Source organism: Comamonas sediminis (assembly GCF_041107495.1).
In the GTDB taxonomy this organism is placed as follows: domain Bacteria; phylum Pseudomonadota; class Gammaproteobacteria; order Burkholderiales; family Burkholderiaceae_C; genus Comamonas; species Comamonas sediminis.
Genome location: NZ_JBGBDC010000013.1, coordinates 17,116 through 40,880 on the forward strand (window position 1 = coordinate 17,116; position 23,765 = coordinate 40,880).

Here is a 23,765-nt window from a genome sequence, read left to right on the forward strand (position 1 = left end):
CAAAACGTAAAAAGCGAAGCGTTTGGGGCGCTTCGCTTTTCAGGGGTTGACGGGCAACGGGGGGCGGCTGTGCTTATTTGGCCTTGACCGCACACTCCGCGCACTGGCCATACAGCGCCATCGAGTGGTCATGCACGATCCAGCCCTTGCTCTTGGCAATGGACTGCTGGCGCTTTTCGATCTCGGGGTCATAGAACTCCTCGACCTTGCCGCAGCTGGTGCAGACAAAATGGTCGTGGTGCTGGCCTTCGTTGAGCTCGTAGACGGCCTTGCCACTCTCGAAGTTGCTGCGGATCAGGATGCCGGCCTGCTCGAACTGGGTCAGCACGCGGTAGACGGTCGCCAAACCGATATCGGAGCGCTCTTCCAGCAGCACGCGGAACACATCTTCGGCCGTCATGTGGCGCTGCGCACCGTTCTGGAAGATATCCAGAATCTTCAGCCGGGGCAGCGTGGCCTTGAGGCCAGTGCTTTTGAGTTCTTCAATATTTTTCATAACAAGGTCTTTCAAGTGGGCCCGATTGGTATACGGACTTCTGGAGAAGGCCTGGAGACCAGCCGCTACAATGGCCGATCATATCGCTATGTCTATAACCATGCCTGAATTTGTTCGTTCCGGTGTCCGCATGGCGGCGCTGTTGGCCCTGGGCGCCAGTGTGGCCGCTTGCGGCTCCTTCAATGAAGCCAGCCGTAAGTTCGCCAGCGCCATCACCCCCTACAAGGTGGAGGTGGTGCAGGGCAATGTGATCACCAAGGAGCAGGTCGACGCACTGCAAAAAGGCATGAGCCGTCAGCAGGTCAAGGATCTGCTGGGCACCCCGCTGCTGGCCAGCGTGTTCCATGCTAACCGCTGGGACTACGTGTTCACCATCAAGCGCAAGGGCGTGCCGGAGCAGGAGCGCCGCTTTACCGTGTACTTCGACGATACCGGTCTGGAGCGCTTTGAAGGCGATGAAATGCCCAGCGAGCAGGAGTTCGTAGCCTCGGTCACGACCTCGATCAAGAACCCCAAGGTGCCACGCCTGGAGGCGACGCCTGAGGAGCTGGCCAAGTACAAGGCCGATTCGTCCGCCCCAGCCCCCAGTGCAGATACCGGCACCAGCGACGCGATCACCACACCGCCCCCCGCCAACTACCCGCCGCTGGAATCCCCCCAGCGTTGATGCCATGGCGCTGGCATGCACCCGCGCTGCGCTGGCAGCGGGTGGCCAGCACCGCCTTTGGGCCGTGTCCGATGTCCGCTGAGATGCTGCCCGCTTGAGCCCCAGGATCCGATCCATGACCGCCCCCCTCTCCTCCTCCACCAGTCCCCGTATTGCCGTCGCCATTGCAGGCGCCAGCGGCCGCATGGGCCGCATGCTGATCGAAGCCGTGCTGGCCAGCCCCGACCTGCAGTTGAGCGGCGCGCTTGATGCGCCGGGCAACCCCAGCCTGGGCACCGATGCGGGCGCTTTTCTGGGGCGCAACACCGGCGTGCAGATCACCGCCGAACTGGGCCAGGGCCTGCAGGGCGCGGATGTGCTGATCGATTTCACCCGCCCCGAAGGCACCTTGGCGCACCTGGCGCTGGCGGCGGAACGTGGCGTCGGCGTGGTCATTGGCACCACCGGCTTCAGCGACGCGCAAAAAGCGCAGATCCGCCAGTTGGCAGACAAGACCCCTGTCCTGCTCTCGCCCAATATGAGCGTGGGCGTGAACGTGACCTTCAAGCTGCTGGAGATGGCGGCCAAGGCCTTGCAGGAAGGCGGCTACGACATCGAAATCGTCGAGGCCCACCACAAGCACAAGGTCGATGCCCCCTCGGGCACGGCGTTGAAAATGGGCGAGGTGATTGCCGAAGCCCAGGGCACGCAGCTGGCCGACCGCGCCGTCTACGAGCGCTTTGGCCACACCGGCGCGCGCGTGGCCAACAGCATCGGCTTTGCCAGCATGCGCGGCGGCGATATCGTTGGCGACCACACCGTGCTGTTTGCCGGCGATGGCGAGCGCATCGAGATCTCCCACAAGTCCAGCAGCCGCGCAGGCTACGCCAATGGCAGCCTGCGTGCCGCACGCTACCTGGCCCGCCAGAAGGCCGGCCTGTTCGACATGTACGACGTGCTCGGCCTGAAATAAACCCAGCCCGGCACAGCCACCCCGCTTTTTAGAAGGACGGCCAACCATGACGATCTGGCAATGGCTCTCGCAAGCAGACGGCGTCGCCCGGGCCACGGCCCTGGTCTTGTTGCTGATGTCCGTCGCCAGCTGGGTGCTGATTCTCTACAAGGCCTGGTGGCTGGGCCGCGCCCATGGTGCCACCTTGCGCGCCACTGACGCCTTCTGGCAGGCCAGCAGCTGGGAGCAGGCACGCCTGGAGCTGCCCAAGATGGACCGCGCCGCCTTGCTAACGCCGGTGGCCGATGCCATTGCGCACATTGTGACGGCCGAGCCCGCCGCCCACCACAGCCTGGCTGTGGCCAGCGGCGCCCAGGTGCAAACCACCCGCGTGCTGCGCGAGGCGCTGCATGGCGCCAGCCACCGGCTGCAATGGGGGCAGACGGTACTGGCCTCCATCGGTGCCACGGCCCCGTTTGTCGGTTTGCTCGGCACGGTCTGGGGCATCCACCAGGCACTGGCGGCATTGGCCGGTGCAGACCATGTCAGCCTGGAGCAGCTGGCCGGCCCTGTGGGCGAGGCGCTGGTGATGACCGCCGCCGGACTGGCCGTCGCCTTGCCGGCCGTGCTGGCCTACAACCTGCTGGGCCGCAAGCTCGCGCAGGTCGAGGAGCTGCTCGAAGGCTTTGCCCACGACATGCAGACCTGGGCCTTGCAGCAGGCGGCCCAGGCGCCGCAGGCCTACGCCGGCATGCAGGCCCACAACACCGTGGACGCCATTGCGCTGGTGGGCAGCCGCTGAGCCGCCGCCAACCCAGCTATTGCACCATGGCATTCGGTCGCTTCAACAAAACCCCGGCCAGCCCGCCGATCAGCGCGATCAATGTGACGCCGCTGGTCGATGTGATGCTGGTGCTGCTGGTCATCTTCATCATGGCTGCCCCATTGCTGGCCGCCTCGATTCGCCTGGACCTGCCCCCGGCCGCCAGCGCCACGCGGGCTAACCCGCCCGCCGCGATTGCGGTGCAGATCAATGCCCAGGGCGAGTTGTTTGCCGATGGCAAGGCTACTGATATGGACGCCCTCAAGGACCTGCTCAAGCAGCAGGCCGAACGCAATCCGCAGACCGAGGTGCAGCTGTCCATCGACCAGAGCCTGCCCTATGCCCGCGCCGTCGAGCTGATGGATGCGGCGCAAACCGCGGGCCTGAGCCGCATGGGCTTTGTGGCCCAACCGCAGGCGCCCGCAGCGCGCTGAGCCCCTGTGCCCAGCCCCGCCCGGTCGCGTTTGGCTGGGCCTGACAGTATCGTTTGAAGCTACCTGACCGGGCGCATGGCCAGGTCCGTACCCGTTTGGTTATATTGCTGCCTGTGCCGTCCGCATGGGGCGGTGGCACCCAGGCCCTTGCTGCACCAGCATGCGATGGCCCACCAACGAGGAACACACGGATGGACTCCACCCTCTACCAGGTCAATGCCCAGTCGGCGCCCGGTGACCCGCGCATGGCGCCGCTGTATGCATTGGCCGTCTCGGCCGGTGCGCCCGCCGATCTGGCCCGCAAGATCCGCACCGGCTTGCTGCTGGTCGCCGCATTGCTGGTCGCCAGCGGGCTGATCTTCTGGGTGGCGGCCAACTGGCAGGCGCAGTCGCACTGGTTCAAGCTGGGGCTGATCGAAGGCACGCTGGCGCTGTCCGTGCTGGCCGCCTGCCTGTGGCCACGCCTGCGGCTGGCCGCGATGTTCTGCGCCACCCTGGTGCTGGGCGGTCTGCTGGCCTATGTCGGCCAGACCTACCAGACCGGCGCCGATGCCTGGCAGCTGTTTGCCGCCTGGGCTGCGCTGGCGCTGGTCTGGGTGGCACTGGCCGCCAGCGATCTGCTCTGGTCCGTCTGGGTGCTGATCGCCGCCGCGGCCATTGTCTTTTGGACCGGCAAGCTCGACCTCTGGCAGGTGCTGGTCGCCGACCGCGACAGCTTTGCGCAGCTGATGCTGCGCCTGGCGCTCTGGCTGGCGTTGGCGCTGGTACCGCTGCTGGTGTACTGCGTGCCGGCCTTGCGGGTGCGTGGCGGCATGGGCTGGTGGTCGCAACGCCTGGCGCTGGGCGGCGCACTGGCGGCCTGGTCGGCGATTGCCACCGTGCAACTGTTTGACGACGCCACACGCCAGACCGTGGCGGCCTTTGCACTCAGTGCTGCCTTGGTGGCTGGCAGCCTGCTGGTGTCGCTGTTCAGCCGTTTTCGCGACTTCATCTGCACCTGCCTGGCCACGTTGGCGGCCAATGTCCTGGTGCTGTCGCTCATCGCCCGCTGGATATTCGAGTGGCATGAGACCGAAGCCCTGCTTGCCTTTGCCGTCATCGTGATGGTCTGCCTGGGCATCTCGGTCAAGGCCCTGATCACCGCGCAGCACTACCTGCACGCCCAGCAACGCGACCACCAGGAGGTGCTGTGATGGCTGCCATCCGTCCTTTGTCCTTTCTGCGTACCCAACCCAGCTGGTGGGCCCAGGCCCGCCAGCAAGGCCTGGTGCAAGGCGATGCGCCGGCCCCGGATCTGGAGGAGCCGCCCGTCCTGGTGCTGGCACTGGCCATGCTGGGCGCACTGGCCAGCCTGGTGCCGCTGGCGGTGTTTTTGGCATTTGCGCTGGGCGAGCGCTTTGTGTTCGGCACCGGCGGCGTCGTGCTGGGCCTGGTGTTGCTGGCCGCAGCCGGTGGCTTGATGCACCAGTCGCGCCAGGCCTTCGTCAACTGCGTGGCGCTCGTGCTCTGGTGCGCAGGCGGGCTGCTGGTACTGGTCAACCTGGGCGATGTCGCCGACTCGCGCCTGGGCATGCTGCTGATTGGCACGCTATCGGCGCTGGTGCTGATGCTCGGCGCCGCGCTGGCGCAGATGCGCTGGATCCAGTCGCTGATGGGCCTGGGCTGGGGCATGGCCGTGGTGGTCAGCCTGATGGCGCTGCAGTCCTGGCTGCCAGCGATGCTGCCGCTGCAGCTCGATGCACTGCTGCCCGCCCTGCTCTGGTGCCTGTGGCTGCGTGCTGAGCCCGCCCGCCTGGCCCAAGCGGCGCAGCGCTGGTCCCAGCCACGCTGGGCGGCCTTTGCCGATGCGGCCATCGTCGGTGTGCTGATCAGCCATGTCGCCTCCGGCTATGTGGCCCGGGCGGTCTTCTGGGAACAGCGTGGCGACTTTGTCCCCTGGGCCTTCCCTGCCGGGCGCGCACTGGCCGTCGTGGTGGTGGCGCTGGCGACCTGGATGCTGGCGCGGCAATGGCGCGCCCGAGGCACCACCAACCGCCAGGGCGAGCACAGCCTGCTGCTGGCCGGTGCCATGCTGGCGCTGGCCGGGTGGTTCAGCCCCGGTCTGGCCGTCGTCAGCCTGGTGGCAGCGGGCGCCCTGCTGGCGGCGCGCTGGCGCATTGCGGTGCTCTGCGCGCTGCTGGCGCTGGTCGCGCTGGCCCAGTTCTACTACCACCTGGGCTGGTCGCTGGCCGCCAAGGGCCTGGGCCTGGCGCTGGTTGGCGTGCTGCTGCTGGCCTGTCTGTGGGCCTTGCGCCGCGCAGCCGATGCACATGCAAGCGCAGGCGCGCCGCCAGCAGCGCCACAGCGCCGTCTGCAATGGGTGGGTCTGGCCGTGGGCGCGGTGCTGGCGCTGGGCATCGTGAACTGGGATGTGCGCGGCAAGGAGCAGGTCATTGCCCATGGCCAGCGCATTCTGGTGCCGCTGGTCCCGGTGGACCCCCGCTCCCTGATGCAGGGCGACTATATGGCGCTGAACTTTGCACTGCCCTTTGACATGCGTGAAAAGCTCCAGAACATCGTCAGCCCCCGCCAGCTGGTACGGGCCAGCATTGACGACCAGGGCGTGGCCACCATCCAGGGCCTGCTGACCGCTACCGACCCCTTGCAAAAAGGCGAACTGGCCCTGCCGCTCAAACGCCTCAAGGGCCAGTGGGTGCTGGTGACCGATGCCTATTTCTTCCCCGAAGGCCAGGGGCGGCATTTTGAGCAGACGCGCTATGGCGACTTCCGGGTGCTGCCCGATGGCCGCGCGCTGCTGGTGGGCCTGGCCGATGCCGATGGCCAGCCGGTGCTGCCGCTGCCCGGCCGCTCGATCTGGGAAAGCCCATTGGGCATCCACAGCCCGGAAGCGACCAGCGCAGCCAGCGAAGCGCCGGTGCCAGAGCCCGACGAGCCGGTGGCCGTGGCGCCGGAGCCGCCGCCCGCAGCGGTAGCGAACGTGCCGTCTCCGGCGCCAGCGCCAGCCCCGGCCCAGGGCACGCGCCGCTAGGCAACAGGCAGGCTCAGCGCTGCAGGGCCTGCACCTCGTGCTGGCGCAGCGCGACCTGCATGTCATTGCCCGAGGGCACCTGGAACACGCGCAGGCCGAACTCCGGCAGGATGGCAATCAGGTGGTCAAAGATATCGCCCTGGATGGCCTCGTATTCCAGCCAGGCGGTGGTGTCGGTAAAGGCGTATATCTCCAGCGGCGAGCCCTGGTTGGTCGGCTCCATGGCGCGGGCCATCAAGGTCATGTCCTTGCGCAGTTTGGGGTGGGCCTGCAGGTAGGCATTGCAGTAGGCGCGGTAGGTGCCGATATTGGTGAGCTGGCGCAGGTTGACGATCTCGTCGGCCATGTCCGGGGCCTTGGCGGAAAAATCCTGGTTGTACGCGGTGATCTCGGCGACCTTGCTTTCCAGGTAAGGGCGCAGCAGCGCGATATGGCTCAGCTCGGCGATTTCGGCACGGGTCAGAAAGCGCACCGAGGTGGTGTCGATGCACAGGGGCCGCTTGATGCGGCGGCCGCCCGATTCCGACATGCCGCGCCAGTTCTTGAAACTGTCGCTCATCAAACGCCAGGTGGGGATGGTCGTGATCGTGTTGTCCCAGTTGCGCACCTTGACGGTGTTGAGCGCCATGTCCACCACGGCGCCATCGGCGCCGACCTGGTTCATCTCCAGCCAGTCGCCCACACGCAGGATGTCATTGCTGGCCAGCTGCACACCGGCAGTGAACGACAGGATCGTGTCCTTGAACACCAGCATCAGCACCGCCGACATGGCGCCCAGGCCGCTGAGCAGAATCAGCGGCGAGCGGTCGATCAACGTGGCCACCATCACGATGCCCGCGACCACCATCACCAGCATCTTGCCCAGCTGCACATAGCTTTTGACCGAGCGTGTGCTTTGTTCGGCCTCCAGCTGGCTCTCATTGGCCTCCTGGATGCTGTCCATGATCGCGCAGAGCAGGCGCGCCACCTGCAGCGCCGTCACGGCAATGGCCACATTGCGGATCACCGTGCTGGCAATGACCGGCAGGTGCGGCACCGCGGCAATCCCCGTCTGAACGACCAGCGAGGGCACGATCTGCGCCACGCGCACGAGGATGCGGTTGTCGAGCAAGGTACGCAGCCAGACCGCGCCCAGGCTGGCGCGAAAGCGCGGCACGATCTGCAGCAGGGCCAGGCGCACCACCAGGCGCAGCGCATAGGCCAGCAACACCAAGGCCGCCAGTCCGGCGGCCGTTTGCATCCAGGGTTCAAATTTTTCCAGGGTTTCCCAGGTCACGAGGCAAGGTCCTTTCAAAGAGGGGGAGGATGAATCGGGTGGAAATGGGGGATGCAGCCGGCACGGCCAAGGGCACGCCGCCATCACAGAATTGGCTATCGATAAAGAGGTAGCCATTTATTTTTACATGCACTGGATAACCGCACCCCAGCGTGCGGCACTCGCGATCCACGGGCTATGGCGATGGGCCTACAATCTTTGCCCAATTGACCTCGCCCCGGAAAGCCCGTGGGCGGCCGCTTTTTCCTGACCAGTTCCATGCAAGAAAAATACAACCACTCCGACGTAGAAGCCGCCGCGCAAAGCCAGTGGCAAGCCCAAGATGCCTACCGCGTGTCCGAGGACGCCGGCAAGAAAAAGTTCTACGCCTGCTCGATGCTGCCCTACCCCAGCGGCAAGCTGCACATGGGCCATGTGCGCAACTACACGATCAACGACATGCTGACGCGCCAGCTGCGCATGCAGGGATACAACGTGCTGATGCCGATGGGCTGGGATGCCTTCGGCCTGCCCGCAGAGAACGCCGCGATCAAGAACAGCGTGCCGCCTGCGCAGTGGACCTACGACAACATCGCCTACATGAAAAAGCAGATGCAGGCGATGGGTCTGGCGATCGACTGGAGCCGCGAGGTCGCCACCTGCGACCCCGACTACTACAAGTGGAACCAGTGGCTGTTCCTGAAGATGCTGGAAAAGGGCATCGCCTACCGCAAGACCCAGACCGTGAACTGGGACCCGGTGGACCAGACCGTGCTGGCCAATGAGCAGGTGATCGACGGCCGTGGCTGGCGCACCGGCGCGCTGGTGGAAAAGCGCGAGATCCCGGGCTACTACCTGGCCATCACCCAGTACGCGCAAGAGCTGCTGGACCATGTGCAGATGGGCAACGACAAGGCAACCTTGACCGGCTGGCCCGACAAGGTGCGCCTGATGCAGGAAAACTGGATCGGCAAGAGCGCCGGCGTGCGCTTTGCGTTCACGCATGATGTGAAGAACGCCGACGGCAGCTTGATCGGCGACGGCAAGATGTATGTCTTCACGACGCGTGCGGACACCATCATGGGCGTGACCTTCTGCGCCGTGGCGCCTGAGCACCCGCTGGCCCTGCATGCCGCCGCCACCAACCCCGAGCTGGCCGCCTTCATCGAAGAATGCAAGAAGGGCGGCACCACCGAGGCCGAACTCGCCGTCAAGGAAAAGGAAGGCAAGCCCACGGGCCTGTTCGTCACCCACCCGATCACCGGCGCGCAGGTCGAGGTCTGGATCGGCAACTATGTGCTGATGAGCTATGGCGACGGCGCCGTGATGGGCGTGCCCGCCCACGACGAGCGCGACTTTGCGTTTGCCAACAAATACGGCCTGCCGATCCGCCAGGTGGTCGCCGTGGAAGGCGAAGGCCCCTACGACAAGCAGCAGTGGCATGACTGGTATGGCGACAAGGAGCGCGGCGTCCTCATCGAATCGGGCGCCTTTGATGGCTTGCACTACAAGGAAGGCGTGCAAGCGGTGGCCAAGGCGCTCGAAGCCAAGGGCCTGGGCGAACTCAAGACCACCTGGCGCCTGCGCGATTGGGGCGTGAGCCGCCAGCGCTACTGGGGCACGCCGATCCCGATCATCCACTGCGAAGACTGCGGTGCCCAACCGGTGCCTGAGAAGGACCTGCCGGTCGTGCTGCCGCAAGACCTGGTGCCCGATGGCTCCGGCAACCCGCTGATCAAGAGCGAAGCCTTCCACGCCGGCGTGGTCTGCCCTTGCTGCGGCAAGCCGGCCCGCCGCGAAACCGACACGATGGACACCTTCGTGGATTCGTCCTGGTACTTCATGCGCTATTGCGATGCCAAGAACAGCGAGAAGATGGTGGCCGACGGCGCCGACTACTGGATGCCGATGGACCAGTACATCGGCGGCATCGAGCATGCGATCCTGCACTTGCTGTACGCCCGCTTCTGGACCAAGGTCATGCGTGACCTGGGCCTGGTCAAGGTCGATGAGCCCTTCACCAAGCTGCTGACCCAGGGCATGGTGCTCAACCACATCTACAGCCGCCGCACCGCCAAGGGCGGCAAGGAATACTTCTGGCCCAAGGATGTGGAGCAGGTGTTTGACGAGACCGGCAAGGCCGTGGGCGCCAAGCTCAAGGTTGCCGTGGACAGCGCCGATGGCCTGCTGCCCGAAGGCACCGCGATCGACTACGAGGGCGTGGGCACCATGTCCAAGTCCAAGAACAACGGTGTCGATCCGCAGGACCTGATCGAGAAGTACGGCGCCGATACCGCGCGCCTCTACACGATGTTCACCGCGCCACCCGAGCTGACCCTGGAGTGGAACGAGTCGGCCGTCGAAGGCAGCTACCGCTTCCTGCGCCGGGTCTACAACTTCGGCAGCAAGCTGCATGCAGCTGAGTTCGATGCTGCCCGCGCCCAGGCGGCCAGCGCTGCCAGTGCCGCCTTTGGCAAGGAAGCCAAGGCACTGCGCCTGGAGATCCACACCGTGCTCAAGCAGGTGGCCTATGACTACAGCCGCATGCAGTACAACACCGTGGTGTCGGGCGCGATGAAGATGATCAACGCGCTGGAAGACTTCAAGGCTGTGGACAGCGAAGGCGGCCGAGCTGCGCTGGTCGAGGGCTTTGGCATTTTGCTGCGCGCGCTCTACCCGGCCACCCCTCACCTGACGCAGGTGCTGTGGGATGCGCTGGGCTACCAGCAGGCCTTCGGGGGCCTGCTGGATGCCGCCTGGCCCGAGGTCGATGCCCAGGCGCTGGTGCAGGACGAAATCGAGCTGATGCTGCAGGTCAACGGCAAGCTGCGCGGCTCGATCGTCGTGGCCGCCGGTGCCGACAAGGCCACGATTGAAGCCGCTGCTCTGGCCAATGAAGACTTCCAGAAAATCGCCAATGGCGCGGTGCCCAAGAAAGTCATCATCGTGCCGGGCCGCCTGGTGAACGTGGTAGTCTAAGCGCCATGCAAAAACGCACGCTGCTTACTGCCCTGGCAAGCGTGCCGCTGCTGGCGGCATGCGGCTTCAAACTGCGCGGATCGGTGGATTTCGCCTTCAAATCGCTGTATTTGAACGGCAGCGCCAATTCGGCCTTCCTCAAAGAACTGCAACGCCACCTGGAGGCTGCCGGCAGCCTGCAGGTGCTGCGCGACCCGACCCAGGCCACGCAGGCCGAGGCCATCTTCGATGACCTGGGCCAGCGCCGCGAGCGCGTCGTCGTCTCGCGCAATGCGGCCGGCGAGGTGCGCGAGCTGCAGATCCGCCTGATCACGCGCTTTCGCGTGCGTGATGCCAAGGGCGGGCTCTATGTGCCCGATTCCGAGCTGATGCAGTACCGCGAAATCAGCTACCTGGAAACCTACGCGCTGTCCAAGGCCAACGAAGAGGAAATGCTCTACCGCAACATGCAGACCGACATCGTTCAGCAGATCGTGCGCCGCCTGGCCATCGTCAAGTCCGTCACCCCTACCGAATGACAAGCGCTGCGGCCCCGCAGCCCGGGAAGCGCCACCAAGCATGCAAGTGCCGTTGAATCAGTTGAGTGCCCAGCTGGGCAAGGGGCTGCGGTCTCTGTACACCGTGCATGGCGACGAGCCCCTGCTGGTGCAAGAGGCCGTGGATGCCATCCGCGCCAGCGCGCGCGCCAACGGCTATACCGAGCGCAGCAGCTTTACCGTCGCCGGTGCCCATTTCGACTGGAGCGCGGTGCTGGCAGCCGGTGGCAGCCTGAGCCTGTTTGCTGACAAGCAGATCATCGAAGTGCGCATCCCCAGCGGAAAGCCCGGCAAGGAGGGCAGCACGGCGCTGCAGCAGCTGGTCAGCAGCAGCGTGGACAATGACAGCACCCTGACCATCGTGGTGCTGCCGCGCCTGGACAAGGCCACCAAGACCGGTGCCTGGTTTGCTGCACTGGAGTCGCATGGTGCCACCGTGCAGATCGACAGCATCGAGCGGACCGCACTGCCTGCCTGGATCGCCCAGCGCCTGCAGCAGCAAAAGCAGCATGTCAAAGCCGGTGAAGAAGGCCAGCGCACCCTGGCCTTTTTTGCCGACCGGGTCGAGGGCAACCTGCTCGCCGCCCACCAGGAAATTCAAAAGCTCGGCCTGCTCTACCCGGCAGGCGAGCTCGGCTTTGAACAGGTCGAGCAGGCGGTGCTGAATGTTGCCCGCTATGACGTGTTCAAGCTCTCGGATGCCGTGCTTTCCGGCCAGGTGCTGCGCACCGAGCGCATGCTCAACGGCCTGCAGGCCGAAGGTGAGGCCGAGGTGCTGGTGCACTGGGCGCTGGCCGAAGACATCCGCGCGATGAAACGGGTCAAGGACGCGCTGCGCAATGGCCGGCCCATGCCGATGGCCCTGCGCGAGAACCGCGTCTGGGGCAACAAGGAGCGCCATTTCGAGCGCGTGCTGCCCCGCATCAGCGATGCCACCGTCGCCCGCCTGCTGCACTCGGCCCATGCGGTCGATGGCATCGTCAAGGGGCTGAAGGTGCCCGAGTGGCCGGCCAATGGCTGGCAGGCACTGCACCGCCTGGCCTTGCAGACCTGCAAGGCCTGCAGCAGCCGCTAACGGTCCTCTGCAAAGCTTGCCTTCATGCACGCATCCAGCGCTGCATGGCCAGCTGGCGCAGGGTTCAGCATCTGTTCTCCATAAGGCATTCACCATGCAAGCACTGCAGTTCGGTTACACCATCGTCTACGTGCCCGATGTTGCGGCATCGCTGGCTTTTTTCTCACAGGCCTTTGGCCTGGCCACCCGTTTTCTGCACCCGTCGGGCAGCTATGGCGAGCTGGACACGGGCGCCACCACCTTGGCCTTTGCCGACCACGCGCTGGGCCATGCCAATTTCAGCGGCGGCCATGTGGCAGCCTCTGAATCGGCCCAGCCGCTGGGTGTGGAGATTGCACTGGTCAGCGGCGATGTCGCTGCGGCCTACGAACGTGCACTGGCCGCCGGCGCAACGGCATTGGCGGCACCCACCACCAAGCCCTGGGGCCAGGTGGTGGCCTATGTGCGCTGCCCGGATGGCAGCCTGGTGGAGTTGTGCTCGCCGGTGGCGGCCGCCTAAGGCAGCGCCTGCGTATCAAACATCGTGCGCCGTGTATTCATGAAATGCGGCCGCACGCGCGCGCTCCAATCTGTACCCCGCACCGCCAGCCAGGCCGGGCAGCCCATCACCTCCGCATCGACCAGGTCATAGCAGGCCAGCGACAGCGGGCCATGGTCCAGGTTCAGGTAGCGAAAGGCCTGGGCGGTGCCCGCCACGCTGGCCAGACCGGGCAGATGCTCCTGGTCATACCAGGCAAACAGCTCGTCCTGCCAGCCGCTCTCGGGGTCCATTTCGACGGCATAGTGCACGGGTGTGGCCTCGCCGTGGGCGGGGCCGGTGCAGTGCATCACCAGTTGCAGGCGCGATAGCTCGCAAGCCGCCAGGCCGGCGATGCCCGCATTCTGCAAACGGCGCTCGGCCTGCACTGTTTGATCAGCGCTCAGCGGCTGCGGGCTGCCGAGTGCAAAGTACAGATAGGCGGTGCCTTGCGGCTGCTGGGCCACACGTAGCAAACGCAAATCGGCCAAGTCCTGGCGCAGCAGCGCCAGGGCGGTCTGCGCCAGCGTGGTGGCAGTTGCATACGCCACTGGCGTGCAGCGCAGCAGCAGGCTGTCGATGGCGGGTGCGGACATCAGTGGCCAATCTCAAAGGCGTTCAAGAAGCGCGACACCATGTTGTAGGCGCCGATGGTGGCAAACAGCTCCACCTGCTCCTGCGCACTGAAGCGCGCAGCCACCTGGGCAAACAGCGGCTCGGGCACCTGCAGATCGCGGGTCAGCGCATCGGTCACCGCAATGGCCAGTTGCTGCAGGCCATCCCAGGCCGGGCTGGCAGCGGTGCCGGTGTCGCGCGTCGCATCGATGGCAGCCTGCGTCACGCCGGCCTTGAGCGCATGCGGCACATGGGCATCGAACTCGTAGGCGGCCTGGTTGAGCATGGCTACCCGCAGGATGATCAGCTCGCGCAGCCCGGCATCGATGCTGCTGTAGTTGCGTACCGCAGAGAGCATCTGCTCCCAGCCCTTGGCAATGGCGGGGCTGTGCAGCAGCACCTGGTAGAGCGGCGAGATGCGGCCACGCTCGGCCTGGATCTGTTGCTCCAACTCCGCCAGGGCACTGCGCGTGCCTGGCTCAATCGCTTCTATGCGCATGTCGGTCTTTCCATCTCAATCGGGGGTGATGCGGTTGCGGCGGATGATGGCGGTCCACTTCTCGGTGTCGGTCGCCAGCTGCTGGGCCAGCGCTTCGGGGCTGGAGCCCACCACCTCGGCACCGGAGGCCTCGATCTTGCGCTGCACATCGGGTGCATGCAAGGCCGCATGGATGGCGCGGCTCAGGCTGGCCGCCACCTGGGCGCTGGTGCCCTTGGGTGCAAACACCGCATACCAGTTGTTCGAATCGACGCCCTTGTAGCCCAGCTCGTCAAAGGTGGGCACATTCGGGTAGCGGGCGCTGCGCTTGGCAGCGGCAATGCCCACGGGCCGGAACTTGCCGCTGTCGATGGCACCCACCAGGCCGGGAATATCGCCAAAGAAGCCATCGACATGGCCGGCCATCAGATCGGTGATGGCAGGGGCCGCGCCCTTGTAGGGCACATGCATCAGGTTCAGGCCGGCCGATTCATTGAGCTGGATGGCCGCCAGATGTGGCACGCTGCCGGTGCCCGAGGACGCCATCGTCATCGGCTTGTCCTTGCGCTGGCTGGCGGCCTGCACAAAGTCCTTGCCGTCCTTGAAGCTGGTCTGCGCGTTGACCACCATGATCTCCACATTGTTGACCACCAGCGAGACGGGCACCAGATCGCTGGCGGGCTTGTAGTTCAGCTTGGGGTAGAGCGCGGGGTTGATGGCCACCGCGCCCACGCTGGTGAGCCACAGGGTCTTGCCGTCGGGTGCCGAGCGGATCACGCTGTCCGCGGCAATCGCGCCGTTGGCACCGGGCTTGTTTTCCACAATCACCGGGTGGCCCAGCTCCTTGGCCAGCTGCTGCGACATGCTGCGCGCAATGAAGTCCACCGGGCCGCCGGGCGGAAAGGCCACCAAAAGGCGTGTCATATCGCTTTGCGCCATCGCGCTGCTGGCGCAGCCCAGCGCGGTGCCCAGCAAGGCGGCGTGCAGCCACTGGCGGGCCGAGGGAAAGGCTTGGAATCGCATGGTTGTCTCCTTGATCAGTCTTGCTTTATCCGCAGCGCACGGTCATACCGCCGTCCACCACAATCTCGGTGCCCGTCACAAAGCGCGATTCGTCACAGGCCAGAAACAGCGCCGCATTGGCGGTGTCGCGGCCATCACCCATGAAGGGCAGCGGAATGCGCGCCTGGCGCTGGGCCAGCAGCGCCTCGACATCGCCCCCCGCGCGCTGGCCGGCCAAGCGGGTCTCGACCATGGGCGTGTGCAACTGGCCGGGCACGACGGTGTTCACGCGGATGCGGTGCGGCGCGTACTGCACGGCCAGCACCTTGGAAAACTGGATCACCGCCGCCTTGCTCGATGCATAGGCAATCTGCGCCGCGCCGGTCCAGCGCATGCCCGAGGTCGATGAGATATTGACGATGCTGCCCGCGCCCTGCGCCTGCATCAGCGGCAGCACCGCCTTGCAGCACAGAAACACGCTCTTGAGGTTGTAGTCCAGCTGGGCATCCCAGACCGCTTCGTCCATCTCCACGGGTCCGCCCTTGGCCGAGCCGCCCACGTTGTTGACCAGCACATCGATGCGCCCGAGCGCCGCCTGGCAGGCCTGCACCGATGCCGCGATCGACGCCGCATCCATCACATCGCAGTGGCCCGCCACAAACTGGCCGCCGGCGCTGCGGATGCTGTCTTCGGTCTCGCGCAGCGCCTCGGCATTGCGGTCCACGCCAAACACCAGCGCGCCTTCCTGCGCAAAGCGGATCGCGGTGGCGCGGCCATTGCCCCAGCCGGCGCCTGCGGCCCCGGCGCCGGTGATGTAGACCACCTTGCCGGCCAGACGGCCTTGCGGGTTGACGGGGGTGTGGGCATCAAAAATCGGCATGCTGGTTCCTCGCGAATTTTTCAGGCAGCAAAGCGGTAGAGGCGCTGGGGGTTGTCCACCAGCAGGGCCTGCAGATGCGCCGGGTTGGGGCTGAACTGCGCCAGCGCATCGACCAGCACGCCGTCATCGGGCACATGGGTGTGGTTGGGGTGCGGCCAGTCACTGCCCCACAGCACGCGGTCGGGCACATGGGCCACCAGCTCCTGCGCACGCGCAATGCCGTGCTGGTAAGGGGGTGTCGCATCGATACGGTCGATACCGCTGACCTTGACGTAAAACAGCGGCTGCTCCAGAAGCCGCAGCAGTGCCTGGAAATCGGCCCCTTCGCGGCCCAGCGTGGCATCGACGCGGCCCATGTGGTCGATCACCACCGGGCAGGCCGATTGCTGCAGCACAGGGCCCAGGCTGTGGACCAGTGCGCTCTCAAAATGGATCTGCAGATGCATGCCCAGCTCGGCCAGCACCGGTGTCAGCGCCACCACGTCCTCGACCGAGGCGCCGGTGTTCAGATGCTTCATGAAGTTGAAGCGGATCGCCCGAAAGCCGACCACCGCCAGGCGCTGCAGCTCGGCATGCGTAACCGACAGCGGCACCAGCGCCACCCCCAGGTAGCGGCCGCCGCCGTGGGCAATCGCATCCTCGACCACGCGGTTGTCATAGCCATGGCAGGCCGATTGCACGATCACGCAGCGGCTGATGCCCAGATGGCGGTGCAGCGCAAACAAGGCGTCCTTGCCGGCATCGGCGGGGGTGAAGCTGCGCGGCTCGGCATACGGAAAGGCGTCTACCGGGCCAAACACATGCACATGGCTGTCGCAGCTGCCGGCGGGCAGCACCAGGCTGGGGCGCGAGGGCGCCAGCATATAGGTCTGTACGGGCTGCTGGAGATCGGAGGTCGGGGCGTTCATGCAAGGCCATCAAAGAGTCGTCTTGGGCGCATTGTGGAACTGCCAATTTTTTGATCACCTATAAAATCCAAATATCAGATATAGAGGTGATGCATGGATTTTGTGCGCTTGCAGTACTTCATGGCGGTCGCCCAGGCCCAAAGCTACAGCAAGGCCGCTGCGGCGCTGAACCTGAGCCAGCCGACCTTGAGCCGCCAGGTGCAGCTGCTGGAGGCCGAGCTGGGCCAGCCGCTGCTCGAGCGCCATGGCCGGGGCGTGCGGCTGACCGAATCGGGCAAGGCCATGCTGGCCCATGGGCGCAGCATCAGCGCGGCCGTGGATGCCGCCAAGGCCGACATGGCCGACCGCCTGCAAAGCCCGCGCGGCAAGGTACGGCTGGGTTTGCCGCCGCTGGTGGCCAGCCTGATCACGCCCGATGTGGTGCAGCAGTTTTTGCAGGCCTGCCCCGATGCCTCGATCATTGTTGAAGAGAGCCTGAGCATTCGGCTGCGCGAATGGCTGCTGGCCGACCGCCTCGATGTGGCCGTGCTGTTTGACCCCAGCCCCACGCCGCAGCTGTTGACCGAGCCGCTGACGCGCGAACCGCTGGTGCTGATCAGCACCCGGCCATTGCCCGAGCGGGTCAAGGTCGCCCAGCTGGTGGACTACCCGCTGGTGCTGCCCAGCCGCCCGCAGGCGCTGCGCATGATTTTTGACGATGCGGTGGAAGACCAGCAGCTGCCGCTGCGCATCGTGGCCGAGGTCGATTCCATCAAGATGGTGCTGTCCCTGGTCGCGCGCAATGTGGGCTGCTCGGTCGTGCCCGCCAGCGCCGTCAAGACCTGGCCGGGCAGCGCCCCGGTGTTCACCGCCCAGGTCAGCCACCCCGTGATCCGCAACCGCATCGTGCTGGCCACACCGGCAGCGCGGCCGCACAACCGCCTGGTCAAGGCCGTGCACGGGATTCTGAAGCCACTGATGAAGCAGCACTTCAGCGCCTGAATACCTCACCGTTTCAGCGCCCTTCTTGCTGGCTTCTGCACCCGCCCGGGGTGGCTCAGCAGCTATTGATTTCAGAAATTTTTGAAATGTCCGGTACACATCAGGCAGCGATGGACTTTATTTCTCACCACAATGGACATTTTTTCTCACACAAGACAAGGTCTGTAGCAGCGACTGCTCAGGGCCCTCTGCACAGCGCCTATTCCTGGCCTTGTGCAGAGGGTCCCTGCGCCTGCCAGACCCAAGACAGATTCGAGGATCGATATGACACAACAAGCGCGTGAACCGTCACTGGCTGTGCGCCTGCTGCTCGGCGTGCTGGGCGCAGTGCTGGCCCTGGCCGGCCTGGCCTTCCTGGTCGGCGGCGGCAAACTCATCAGCCTGGGCGGCAGCTGGTACTTTTTGCTGGCGGGCCTGGGCCTGCTGCTGTCGGGTGTGCAGGTGCTGCGCGGCCGCCGCTCGGGCGGCTGGCTCTACCTGGCCACCTTTGCGGCCACCGTGCTGTGGGCCCTGGCCGAGGTGGGCCTGGACTACTGGAGCCTGGTCTCGCGCCTGCTGGCGATGACCTTTGGCGCAGCGGTGGTCAGCGCCTGCCTGCCGCTGCTGCAAGGCGGCGCTCCGCGCGCTCGCGGCAACAAGGGCCCGCTGGCTTTGGCAGGCGTGCTGCTGCTCGTGGGCCTGGTGAGCTTTGCCTCCATGTTCCAGATCCACCCCGAGGTGCAGAACCACGCCGCCATCAGCCGCAAGCCGGTGGAGGCCGCCAGCGCGCAAAAGGATTGGAGCCACTACGGCAACAGCAGCAACAATGACCGCTTTGCGGCGCTGGACCAGATCAATGTGGACAACGTCAACCAGCTGCAAGTGGCCTGGACCTTCCGCACCGGCGATGTGCCCCAATCCACCGGCGCCGGTGCCGAGGACCAGACCACGCCGCTGCAAGTGGGTGACAAGGTGTTTGTCTGCACGCCCAGCAACAATGTGATTGCGCTGGATGCCGATACCGGCAAGCAGCTGTGGCGCCACGACACCAACTCGCATGTGGGCGGTGTCTGGGAACGCTGCCGGGGCCTGGCCTACTTTGATGCCAATGCGCCGCTGCCGGTGCCGCAGGTGGCCGGTTCATCGCCCGTGCAGCCCGTTGTGCTGCCCGCTGGCGACCAGTGCCAGCGCCGCATTGTGATGAACACCATCGACGCGCGCCTGTTTGCCATCAACGCCGACAACGGCGAGCTCTGCGCCGGCTTTGGCAACCAGGGCATTGTCGATCTGAAGCAAGGCCTGGGCACCATCGCCAACCCCGCTTACTACACCCTCACCTCGGCCCCCACCGTGGCCGGCACCACCATCGTGATCGGCGGCCGTGTCGCCGACAACGTGCAGGTTGATATGCCGGGCGGCGTCATCCGTGGCTTTGATGTGATGACCGGCGCGCTGCGCTGGGCCTTTGATGCGGGCTCCAACACGCCCAACGAGGTGCTGGCCCCCGGCGCCACCTACACACGCTCATCCGCCAATGTGTGGGCCGGCACCACCTACGATCCGAGCTCCAACACCGTCTACCTGCCGATGGGCTCGCCCTCGGTCGATCTGTATGGCGTGCCCCGCTCCGCAGCCGATCTGAAGTACGGTGCGTCCATCCTGGCGCTCGATGCCGCCAACGGCCATGAGAAATGGGTCTACCAGACCGTGCACAACGACCTCTGGGATTTTGATATTCCGATGGCCCCGACGCTGATCGACTTCCCGGCAAAAGATGGCAGCACCACGCCCGCACTGGTCGTGGGCACCAAGGCCGGCCAGATCTTTGTGCTGGACCGCCAAAGCGGCCAGCCGCTCACCCAGGTGGACGATGTGCCGGTCAAGCCCGCAGGCATCCCTGGCGAAAAGTACGCGGCGACCCAGCGCGTATCCGTCGGCATGCCGCAGATCGGCACCCAGACCCTGACCGAAGCCGACATGTGGGGCGCCACGCCGCTGGACCAGCTGGTCTGCCGCATCAAGTTCAAATCGATGCGCTATGAAGGCCTGTTCACGGCACCGTCCACCGATGTATCGCTGAGCTTCCCCGGATCGCTGGGGGGCATGAACTGGGGCGGTATCTCGGCCGATCCGAACAACCACCTGATCTTTGTGAACGACATGCGCCTGGGCCTGTGGGTGCAGATGATGCCGCAAAAGCCCAAGGCCACGCTGTCCGACGGCGGCGAGCAGCCCAACACCGGCATGGGCCAGGTACCGCTGGGCGGCACGCCTTATGCGGTGATCAAGGACCGCTTCATGTCACCGCTGGGCATCCCCTGCCAGAAGCCGCCTTTCGGCACGCTCTCGGCCATCGACATGCAGACCCAGCAGGTGGTCTGGCAAGTGCCGGTGGGCACCGTGCAGGACACCGGCCCGCTGGGCATCAAGATGCGCCTGCCGTTGCCAGTCGGCCTGCCCACCCTGGGCGGCAGCCTGTCGACCCAGGGCGGCCTGGTGTTCTTTGCCGGCACGCAGGATTACTACCTGCGCGCCTGGAACACCGCCAACGGCCAGGAGATCTGGAAAAGCCGCCTGCCGGTAGGCAGCCAGGGCGGCCCGATGACCTACCAATCGCCCAAGACCGGCAAGCAGTATGTGCTGATCTCCGCCGGCGGCGCGCGCCAGTCGCCCGACCGTGGCGACTACGTGATCGCCTACGCCTTGCCTGACAAGGCCCGGTAAGCACGCAGGGGTCGCCCTGCCCTTGACCCGAAAAGCGCCATGGCCAGCACTTCAGGCCATGGCTTTTTTGTGCCCCGGCCTCGGCAAGGAGCGCGCATGTTACGCTTGCCCGCTTGTGTCCACGGAGATCCGGCAGTGAGCAAGCAGCAAGGCCAGCAAGAGCCACCCCCACAAGACCCCCAGGCAGACGACCCCGGCGCATCGGCCGGCATGCGCCAGGCGCTGCTCGATGCCGGCAAGACCGAGTTTGCCAACTATGGCTATGACGGCGCCCGGCTCGAACGCATTGCGGCCAAGGCTGGCTGCGCCAAGCGCATGCTGTACTACTACTTCGGCAACAAGAAGGATGTGTACCTGGCCGTCATCGAGCAAAGCTACACCGACATCCGCGCCTCCGAAGAAAGCCTGAACCTGGATGCCATGGAGCCCTTGGAAGCGCTGCATGCGCTGGCCCAGAAGAGCTTTGACTACCACGCCAACAACCAGGCCTTCACCCGCCTGGTGCTGCAGGAGAACTTCCAGGGTGGCGAGATGCTCGGCCAGGTCTCCAACAACGAATCGCTGCGCCGCGCGGCCCTGACACCGCTGGAACGCATCCTGGAGCGCGGCGTGGCCCAGGGTCTGTTCAATCCCGACGTCACTGCCACCGATGTGCACTATCTGATCTCCGCCCTCAGCGGCTTTCGCATCGACCACGCCGCCACCTGGCGCAGCCTGCTGCAGGTGGACCTTCTCGGCGACACCTTGCGCGAGCGGCATCTGCAGTTGCTGCTGGACCAGGTGGATGCGCTGGTGTGTATGCGGACGGCCCCAGGCTGAGGACGGGCGCAGAAACACGGCCCGGTGCGCCGTGTTTTTCCGCAAGTTCTGCACCAGCCTCAGCTCGGTCCTGTACAAAAATCACTGCCCGCTTGCCTGTGGCACCCAAGAATCCGGCCAGCGCCAGCAGGCATCACTGCGGACGCTGACGCGGAGCGACGCGTGTGGACAGCGCCGGTGACATGTAGCTCGCATCAAAGCTACAGCCCTTGCCGTAGGTCGCTTCCATGCCGATGCAGGCGCTGGCGATACCGGCAGGCGTGGGCTTGGTGCCGGTGTTCACCCACTGCAGCAGTGCGTCCATCAGTGTCGGATAGGTGGGATCGCTGATGAAGCTGTGGGTGCCATTGGTCGTGAAGGTCTGCACCAGACGGCCACCACTGCCGCCTTCATCCATCACCTCGCGGAAACGAGAATCGAGCTCCACAAACGCGGTCGGGTCGCTGATCCATTTGGTCGACAGCACCGGCACAGGAATCTTGCCGACCGGGTCGGTGTCGGTGGCGAACGTCTGGTAGGCCGCAGGGTTGGCCTTGTAGCGCAGCACGCCGGCGTTCAAGGCTGCATCGTCGGCCGATCCGGTGTAGACGGCGCCTTCATTGCCGAAAGGGCTCTCGCCGCCGGTGCGCTTGGCGGAGATATCCTGAAAGTGCATGGTCGCCCAGTTCACGTGCGACTGGATGGCGCTCTCGGGAATCTTGATCACGTTGACGATGGTCTGGATCTTGGCCTTCTGCTCGGGTGTGCGCTCGGCAGCGGGCTTGTTGAGCGCCAGGCATTCGTTCACACGCAGCGCTACATCCGCCTGCTTCATCGTGACATTGGCGGGCAGGCCGAGGTTGAGTGCGTAAGGCTGTTCGCTGGGGCGCGGATGGTTGCCGCACAGGTACTGGTAGACCACGCGCAGGTCGAGCCGGAAATCGTAGGAACGTGTGCCCCCACCCAGCACGCCGCTGGTGAGCAAGACGCCGTCGTAGGGACGCTCGCCCACGGTGTCTACCGTGAACATCTCCGCGCCCTTGGCCGCCACGCCAGCGCCCCATGACTGGCCATGCAGGATGGTCTTGGTGGGGACCGCCACATGCTTGCGGAAGATGCCGCGCAGACGTTCCGTGTCTTCTGCGGCAGCGCGCACTTCGACACCGCCCTGGCGGTAGGAGGAACCCGCCCATGCGTAGCCGGATTTCACCATGATCGACCAGCGGGTCAGGTCTTCCATCGAACGCTCCAGATCGGGCGCGGCCAGATCGGGGCCTCCATGCGCATGCATCACCAGGATGCCGTTCCACTTTGCCGGCACGGCGATCATGTAGAACGCGCCCTTGGAGTCGCGGCCGGACAGGCATTTCGCGTCAGCGGGCACATCCGCAGGGCAGGTGGCCATCACGGGTGCGGCCTCGTTGGACGTGGAGGGCCCTTGCAATACCAGGGAGCCGTCGCCGCAGCCGCTGAGCGCGAGCAGCGCCAGCAGGGGCAGGCCGAGTTTGGGCAGATGTGATGTCATGGTTTGTCTCCTATCAAGCATTTTTTATGTGTGCGGCTCCTCGCCAGGCTGGCGGACCAGCGGTAGGTTTGCGGGGGCTTTCCTATTCTTGGCCGGCTTGCGAAATATTTCAAAGATTTCTAAGATATCAACCGCATACTTTTTGAATATATGGAATTGCGTCATCTCCGGTATTTTCTTGCGGTGGCCGAATGCGGCCATATCACGCGTGCCGCAGAGCGCCTGGGCATCCAGCAGCCGCCGTTGTCGCAGCAGATTCAGGCGCTGGAGAATGAGCTGGGCAGTGCGCTGTTTCGCCGCCATCCCAAAGGCGTGGATCTCACCGATGTCGGTCATGCGTTGCGCGCAGAGGCTGAGCAACTGCTTGGCGACTTTCATGCGATGCAGCAGCGCATCGAGGCGTATGCGCGCGGTGAACGGGGCCATCTCCGTGTGGGCTTTACCAGTTCGGCCGCAGCCCATGCGTTCACCCCGGAAGTGCTGCGCACCTGCCGCAAGTCGCACCCCGACATCCTGCTGAGCGTCAGCGAGAACAACGCCGCTGAAATCACCGAAGCCGTCGCTGCCCAACGTCTGCATTGCGGCTTCTTGCGCGTTCCGGTGGCGCAGCCCGATGGATTGGCGTTCGAGCCGCTGCTCCAGGAAGAAGCGCTGCTGGCCATTCCGGTGGACCACCGGTTGGCACGCAACAGCACCCAGCCCGTGATGCTCGATGAGCTCGATGGCGAAAAACTGGTGCTGGTGCGCAGGCCCGGTGCGCCGGGCCTGTATGCCAATCTGCTGGCACTGTGTGCACAACGCCAGGTTCATGTGGAAGTGGCGGCCGAGGTCGAACGCATGATGACCAATGTGAACCTGGTTGCAGCAGGCGTGGGCCTGTCCATTGTTCCGGCGTCGATCAAAGGATCGCATCGCGATGCCGTGGTGTATCGCTCGCTCGATCCGTCCCTCGATCTTTGGGCGCCATTGACCTTGGTGTACCGGGCGCATGACTGCGATGGCCCGCTGGGAACGGTGATCGCGTTGGCAAAAAAGCTGGCCAAGCGCCATGCGGCCAAAGCCAGGTGAACGCATGTCCGGATGGCCTGCGCTTACCCCGGCAAACGCCCCACGATGCTCGCGCAGGGCCGTACT

22 protein-coding genes are annotated in these 23,765 nt (G+C 65.3%); 14 read left to right on the forward strand and 8 right to left on the reverse strand.

The features are described from left to right. Positions 1-73: 73 nt before the first annotated feature. Entirely contained in the window at positions 74-496 is a 423-nt protein-coding gene (fur, locus tag AB7A72_RS23055) for a ferric iron uptake transcriptional regulator (RefSeq protein WP_021025553.1), read from the reverse strand. 100 nt (positions 497-596) lie between these two features. Here fur and AB7A72_RS23060 point away from each other — a divergent pair, with 100 nt between their 5' ends. From AB7A72_RS23060 to AB7A72_RS23085, 6 genes are all read left to right on the forward strand, one after another. After that, entirely contained in the window at positions 597-1,163 is a 567-nt protein-coding gene (locus AB7A72_RS23060; protein ID WP_239810399.1) for an outer membrane protein assembly factor BamE, read from the forward strand. 115 nt (positions 1,164-1,278) lie between these two features. Next, entirely contained in the window at positions 1,279-2,115 is an 837-nt protein-coding gene (gene dapB / locus AB7A72_RS23065; RefSeq protein ID WP_369461268.1) for a 4-hydroxy-tetrahydrodipicolinate reductase, read from the forward strand. Positions 2,116-2,161: 46 nt separating this feature from the next. Further along, complete coding sequence (locus tag AB7A72_RS23070; RefSeq protein ID WP_369461269.1) at positions 2,162-2,896, forward strand: MotA/TolQ/ExbB proton channel family protein; 735 nt, start codon at positions 2,162-2,164, stop codon at positions 2,894-2,896. A gap of 26 nt (positions 2,897-2,922) precedes the next feature. Next, the gene (locus AB7A72_RS23075; RefSeq protein ID WP_239810396.1) at positions 2,923-3,351 is read left to right on the forward strand and encodes an ExbD/TolR family protein; all 429 of its coding nucleotides are present in this window, start codon (positions 2,923-2,925) and stop codon (positions 3,349-3,351) included. A gap of 191 nt (positions 3,352-3,542) precedes the next feature. Beyond that, on the forward strand, positions 3,543-4,544 hold the full coding sequence (locus AB7A72_RS23080) for a DUF2157 domain-containing protein (protein WP_369461270.1): 1,002 nt from the start codon (positions 3,543-3,545) through the stop codon (positions 4,542-4,544). After that, a complete protein-coding gene (locus AB7A72_RS23085; protein WP_369461271.1) occupies positions 4,544-6,379 on the forward strand; it encodes a GDYXXLXY domain-containing protein in 1,836 nt (611 codons plus the stop codon). The genes AB7A72_RS23080 and AB7A72_RS23085 overlap by 1 nt, the downstream gene beginning before the upstream one ends. A 13-nt stretch (positions 6,380-6,392) precedes the next feature. On the opposite strand, the gene AB7A72_RS23090 is transcribed toward AB7A72_RS23085, so the two are convergent. Continuing rightward, positions 6,393-7,619 (reverse strand): mechanosensitive ion channel family protein, encoded by a 1,227-nt coding sequence (locus AB7A72_RS23090; protein WP_373450923.1) that lies wholly within the window; start codon positions 7,617-7,619, stop codon positions 6,393-6,395. Between the two features lie 294 nt (positions 7,620-7,913). Here AB7A72_RS23090 and leuS point away from each other — a divergent pair, with 294 nt between their 5' ends. The 4 genes from leuS to AB7A72_RS23110 all read left to right on the forward strand — a co-directional run bounded on the left by leuS (position 7,914) and on the right by AB7A72_RS23110 (position 12,723). After that, positions 7,914-10,613, forward strand: coding sequence for a leucine--tRNA ligase (gene leuS, locus AB7A72_RS23095; RefSeq protein WP_369461272.1), 2,700 nt, complete (start codon positions 7,914-7,916; stop codon positions 10,611-10,613). Between the two features lie 5 nt (positions 10,614-10,618). Continuing rightward, positions 10,619-11,131, forward strand: coding sequence for an LPS-assembly lipoprotein LptE (locus AB7A72_RS23100; RefSeq protein WP_239810391.1), 513 nt, complete (start codon positions 10,619-10,621; stop codon positions 11,129-11,131). Between the two features lie 40 nt (positions 11,132-11,171). Further along, the gene (holA, locus tag AB7A72_RS23105) at positions 11,172-12,224 is read left to right on the forward strand and encodes a DNA polymerase III subunit delta (RefSeq protein WP_369461273.1); all 1,053 of its coding nucleotides are present in this window, start codon (positions 11,172-11,174) and stop codon (positions 12,222-12,224) included. 103 nt (positions 12,225-12,327) lie between these two features. Next, on the forward strand, positions 12,328-12,723 hold the full coding sequence (locus tag AB7A72_RS23110; RefSeq protein WP_239812827.1) for a VOC family protein: 396 nt from the start codon (positions 12,328-12,330) through the stop codon (positions 12,721-12,723). On the opposite strand, the gene AB7A72_RS23115 is transcribed toward AB7A72_RS23110, so the two are convergent. Genes AB7A72_RS23115 through AB7A72_RS23135 form a run of 5 tightly spaced genes read right to left on the reverse strand, consistent with a single transcriptional unit; the run spans position 12,720 to position 16,624 of the window. Then, positions 12,720-13,337, reverse strand: coding sequence for a hypothetical protein (locus AB7A72_RS23115; RefSeq protein ID WP_369461274.1), 618 nt, complete (start codon positions 13,335-13,337; stop codon positions 12,720-12,722). The two genes, AB7A72_RS23110 and AB7A72_RS23115, sit on opposite strands and share 4 nt — an antisense overlap. Beyond that, positions 13,337-13,855 (reverse strand): carboxymuconolactone decarboxylase family protein, encoded by a 519-nt coding sequence (locus AB7A72_RS23120; RefSeq protein WP_239810388.1) that lies wholly within the window; start codon positions 13,853-13,855, stop codon positions 13,337-13,339. The genes AB7A72_RS23115 and AB7A72_RS23120 overlap by 1 nt, the downstream gene beginning before the upstream one ends. A 15-nt stretch (positions 13,856-13,870) precedes the next feature. Beyond that, positions 13,871-14,857, reverse strand: a complete 987-nt coding sequence (locus AB7A72_RS23125) for a Bug family tripartite tricarboxylate transporter substrate binding protein (RefSeq protein ID WP_239810387.1) — start codon at positions 14,855-14,857, stop codon at positions 13,871-13,873. 25 nt (positions 14,858-14,882) lie between these two features. Further along, positions 14,883-15,716 (reverse strand): SDR family NAD(P)-dependent oxidoreductase, encoded by an 834-nt coding sequence (locus AB7A72_RS23130; protein WP_239810386.1) that lies wholly within the window; start codon positions 15,714-15,716, stop codon positions 14,883-14,885. A gap of 20 nt (positions 15,717-15,736) precedes the next feature. Then, entirely contained in the window at positions 15,737-16,624 is an 888-nt protein-coding gene (locus AB7A72_RS23135; protein WP_369461275.1) for an amidohydrolase family protein, read from the reverse strand. A 93-nt stretch (positions 16,625-16,717) separates the two neighbouring features. Between AB7A72_RS23135 and AB7A72_RS23140 the strand changes: the two genes are divergently transcribed. The 3 genes from AB7A72_RS23140 (at position 16,718) to AB7A72_RS23150 (ending at position 21,127) form a co-directional block, all read left to right on the forward strand. Next, positions 16,718-17,605: a LysR family transcriptional regulator gene (locus AB7A72_RS23140; RefSeq protein ID WP_239810384.1), complete on the forward strand. Its 888-nt coding sequence runs from the start codon at positions 16,718-16,720 to the stop codon at positions 17,603-17,605. 264 nt (positions 17,606-17,869) lie between these two features. Beyond that, the gene (locus tag AB7A72_RS23145) at positions 17,870-20,308 is read left to right on the forward strand and encodes a membrane-bound PQQ-dependent dehydrogenase, glucose/quinate/shikimate family (RefSeq protein WP_369461276.1); all 2,439 of its coding nucleotides are present in this window, start codon (positions 17,870-17,872) and stop codon (positions 20,306-20,308) included. A 135-nt stretch (positions 20,309-20,443) separates the two neighbouring features. Next, entirely contained in the window at positions 20,444-21,127 is a 684-nt protein-coding gene (locus AB7A72_RS23150; protein ID WP_369461277.1) for a TetR family transcriptional regulator, read from the forward strand. Positions 21,128-21,260: 133 nt separating this feature from the next. Here the strand turns inward: AB7A72_RS23150 and AB7A72_RS23155 are convergent, their stop codons facing one another. Then, the gene (locus AB7A72_RS23155; RefSeq protein ID WP_369461278.1) at positions 21,261-22,631 is read right to left on the reverse strand and encodes a hypothetical protein; all 1,371 of its coding nucleotides are present in this window, start codon (positions 22,629-22,631) and stop codon (positions 21,261-21,263) included. Positions 22,632-22,781: 150 nt separating this feature from the next. Here AB7A72_RS23155 and AB7A72_RS23160 point away from each other — a divergent pair, with 150 nt between their 5' ends. Then, positions 22,782-23,699, forward strand: coding sequence for a LysR family transcriptional regulator (locus AB7A72_RS23160; RefSeq protein ID WP_369461279.1), 918 nt, complete (start codon positions 22,782-22,784; stop codon positions 23,697-23,699). Positions 23,700-23,765: the final 66 nt, after the last annotated feature.

Excerpts from the sequence above, each read along its gene's own strand:
- AB7A72_RS23070 (WP_369461269.1), top strand. The coding sequence starts at position 2,162 with ATGACGATCTGGCAATGGCTCTCGCAAGCAGACGGCGTCGCCCGGGCC.
- AB7A72_RS23100 (WP_239810391.1), top strand. The coding sequence starts at position 10,619 with ATGCAAAAACGCACGCTGCTTACTGCCCTGGCAAGCGTGCCGCTGCTG.
- AB7A72_RS23135 (WP_369461275.1), bottom strand. The coding sequence starts at position 16,624 with ATGAACGCCCCGACCTCCGATCTCCAGCAGCCCGTACAGACCTATATG.
- AB7A72_RS23085 (WP_369461271.1), top strand. The coding sequence starts at position 4,544 with ATGGCTGCCATCCGTCCTTTGTCCTTTCTGCGTACCCAACCCAGCTGG.
- AB7A72_RS23120 (WP_239810388.1), bottom strand. The coding sequence starts at position 13,855 with ATGCGCATAGAAGCGATTGAGCCAGGCACGCGCAGTGCCCTGGCGGAG.
- dapB (WP_369461268.1), top strand. The coding sequence starts at position 1,279 with ATGACCGCCCCCCTCTCCTCCTCCACCAGTCCCCGTATTGCCGTCGCC.
- AB7A72_RS23075 (WP_239810396.1), top strand. The coding sequence starts at position 2,923 with ATGGCATTCGGTCGCTTCAACAAAACCCCGGCCAGCCCGCCGATCAGC.
- AB7A72_RS23140 (WP_239810384.1), top strand. The coding sequence starts at position 16,718 with ATGGATTTTGTGCGCTTGCAGTACTTCATGGCGGTCGCCCAGGCCCAA.
- AB7A72_RS23125 (WP_239810387.1), bottom strand. The coding sequence starts at position 14,857 with ATGCGATTCCAAGCCTTTCCCTCGGCCCGCCAGTGGCTGCACGCCGCC.
- AB7A72_RS23115 (WP_369461274.1), bottom strand. The coding sequence starts at position 13,337 with ATGTCCGCACCCGCCATCGACAGCCTGCTGCTGCGCTGCACGCCAGTG.
- AB7A72_RS23060 (WP_239810399.1), top strand. The coding sequence starts at position 597 with ATGCCTGAATTTGTTCGTTCCGGTGTCCGCATGGCGGCGCTGTTGGCC.
- AB7A72_RS23080 (WP_369461270.1), top strand. The coding sequence starts at position 3,543 with ATGGACTCCACCCTCTACCAGGTCAATGCCCAGTCGGCGCCCGGTGAC.
- AB7A72_RS23130 (WP_239810386.1), bottom strand. The coding sequence starts at position 15,716 with ATGCCGATTTTTGATGCCCACACCCCCGTCAACCCGCAAGGCCGTCTG.
- AB7A72_RS23155 (WP_369461278.1), bottom strand. The coding sequence starts at position 22,631 with ATGACATCACATCTGCCCAAACTCGGCCTGCCCCTGCTGGCGCTGCTC.
- fur (WP_021025553.1), bottom strand. The coding sequence starts at position 496 with ATGAAAAATATTGAAGAACTCAAAAGCACTGGCCTCAAGGCCACGCTG.
- AB7A72_RS23090 (WP_373450923.1), bottom strand. The coding sequence starts at position 7,619 with ATGCAAACGGCCGCCGGACTGGCGGCCTTGGTGTTGCTGGCCTATGCG.
- AB7A72_RS23160 (WP_369461279.1), top strand. The coding sequence starts at position 22,782 with ATGGAATTGCGTCATCTCCGGTATTTTCTTGCGGTGGCCGAATGCGGC.
- holA (WP_369461273.1), top strand. The coding sequence starts at position 11,172 with ATGCAAGTGCCGTTGAATCAGTTGAGTGCCCAGCTGGGCAAGGGGCTG.
- AB7A72_RS23145 (WP_369461276.1), top strand. The coding sequence starts at position 17,870 with ATGACACAACAAGCGCGTGAACCGTCACTGGCTGTGCGCCTGCTGCTC.
- leuS (WP_369461272.1), top strand. The coding sequence starts at position 7,914 with ATGCAAGAAAAATACAACCACTCCGACGTAGAAGCCGCCGCGCAAAGC.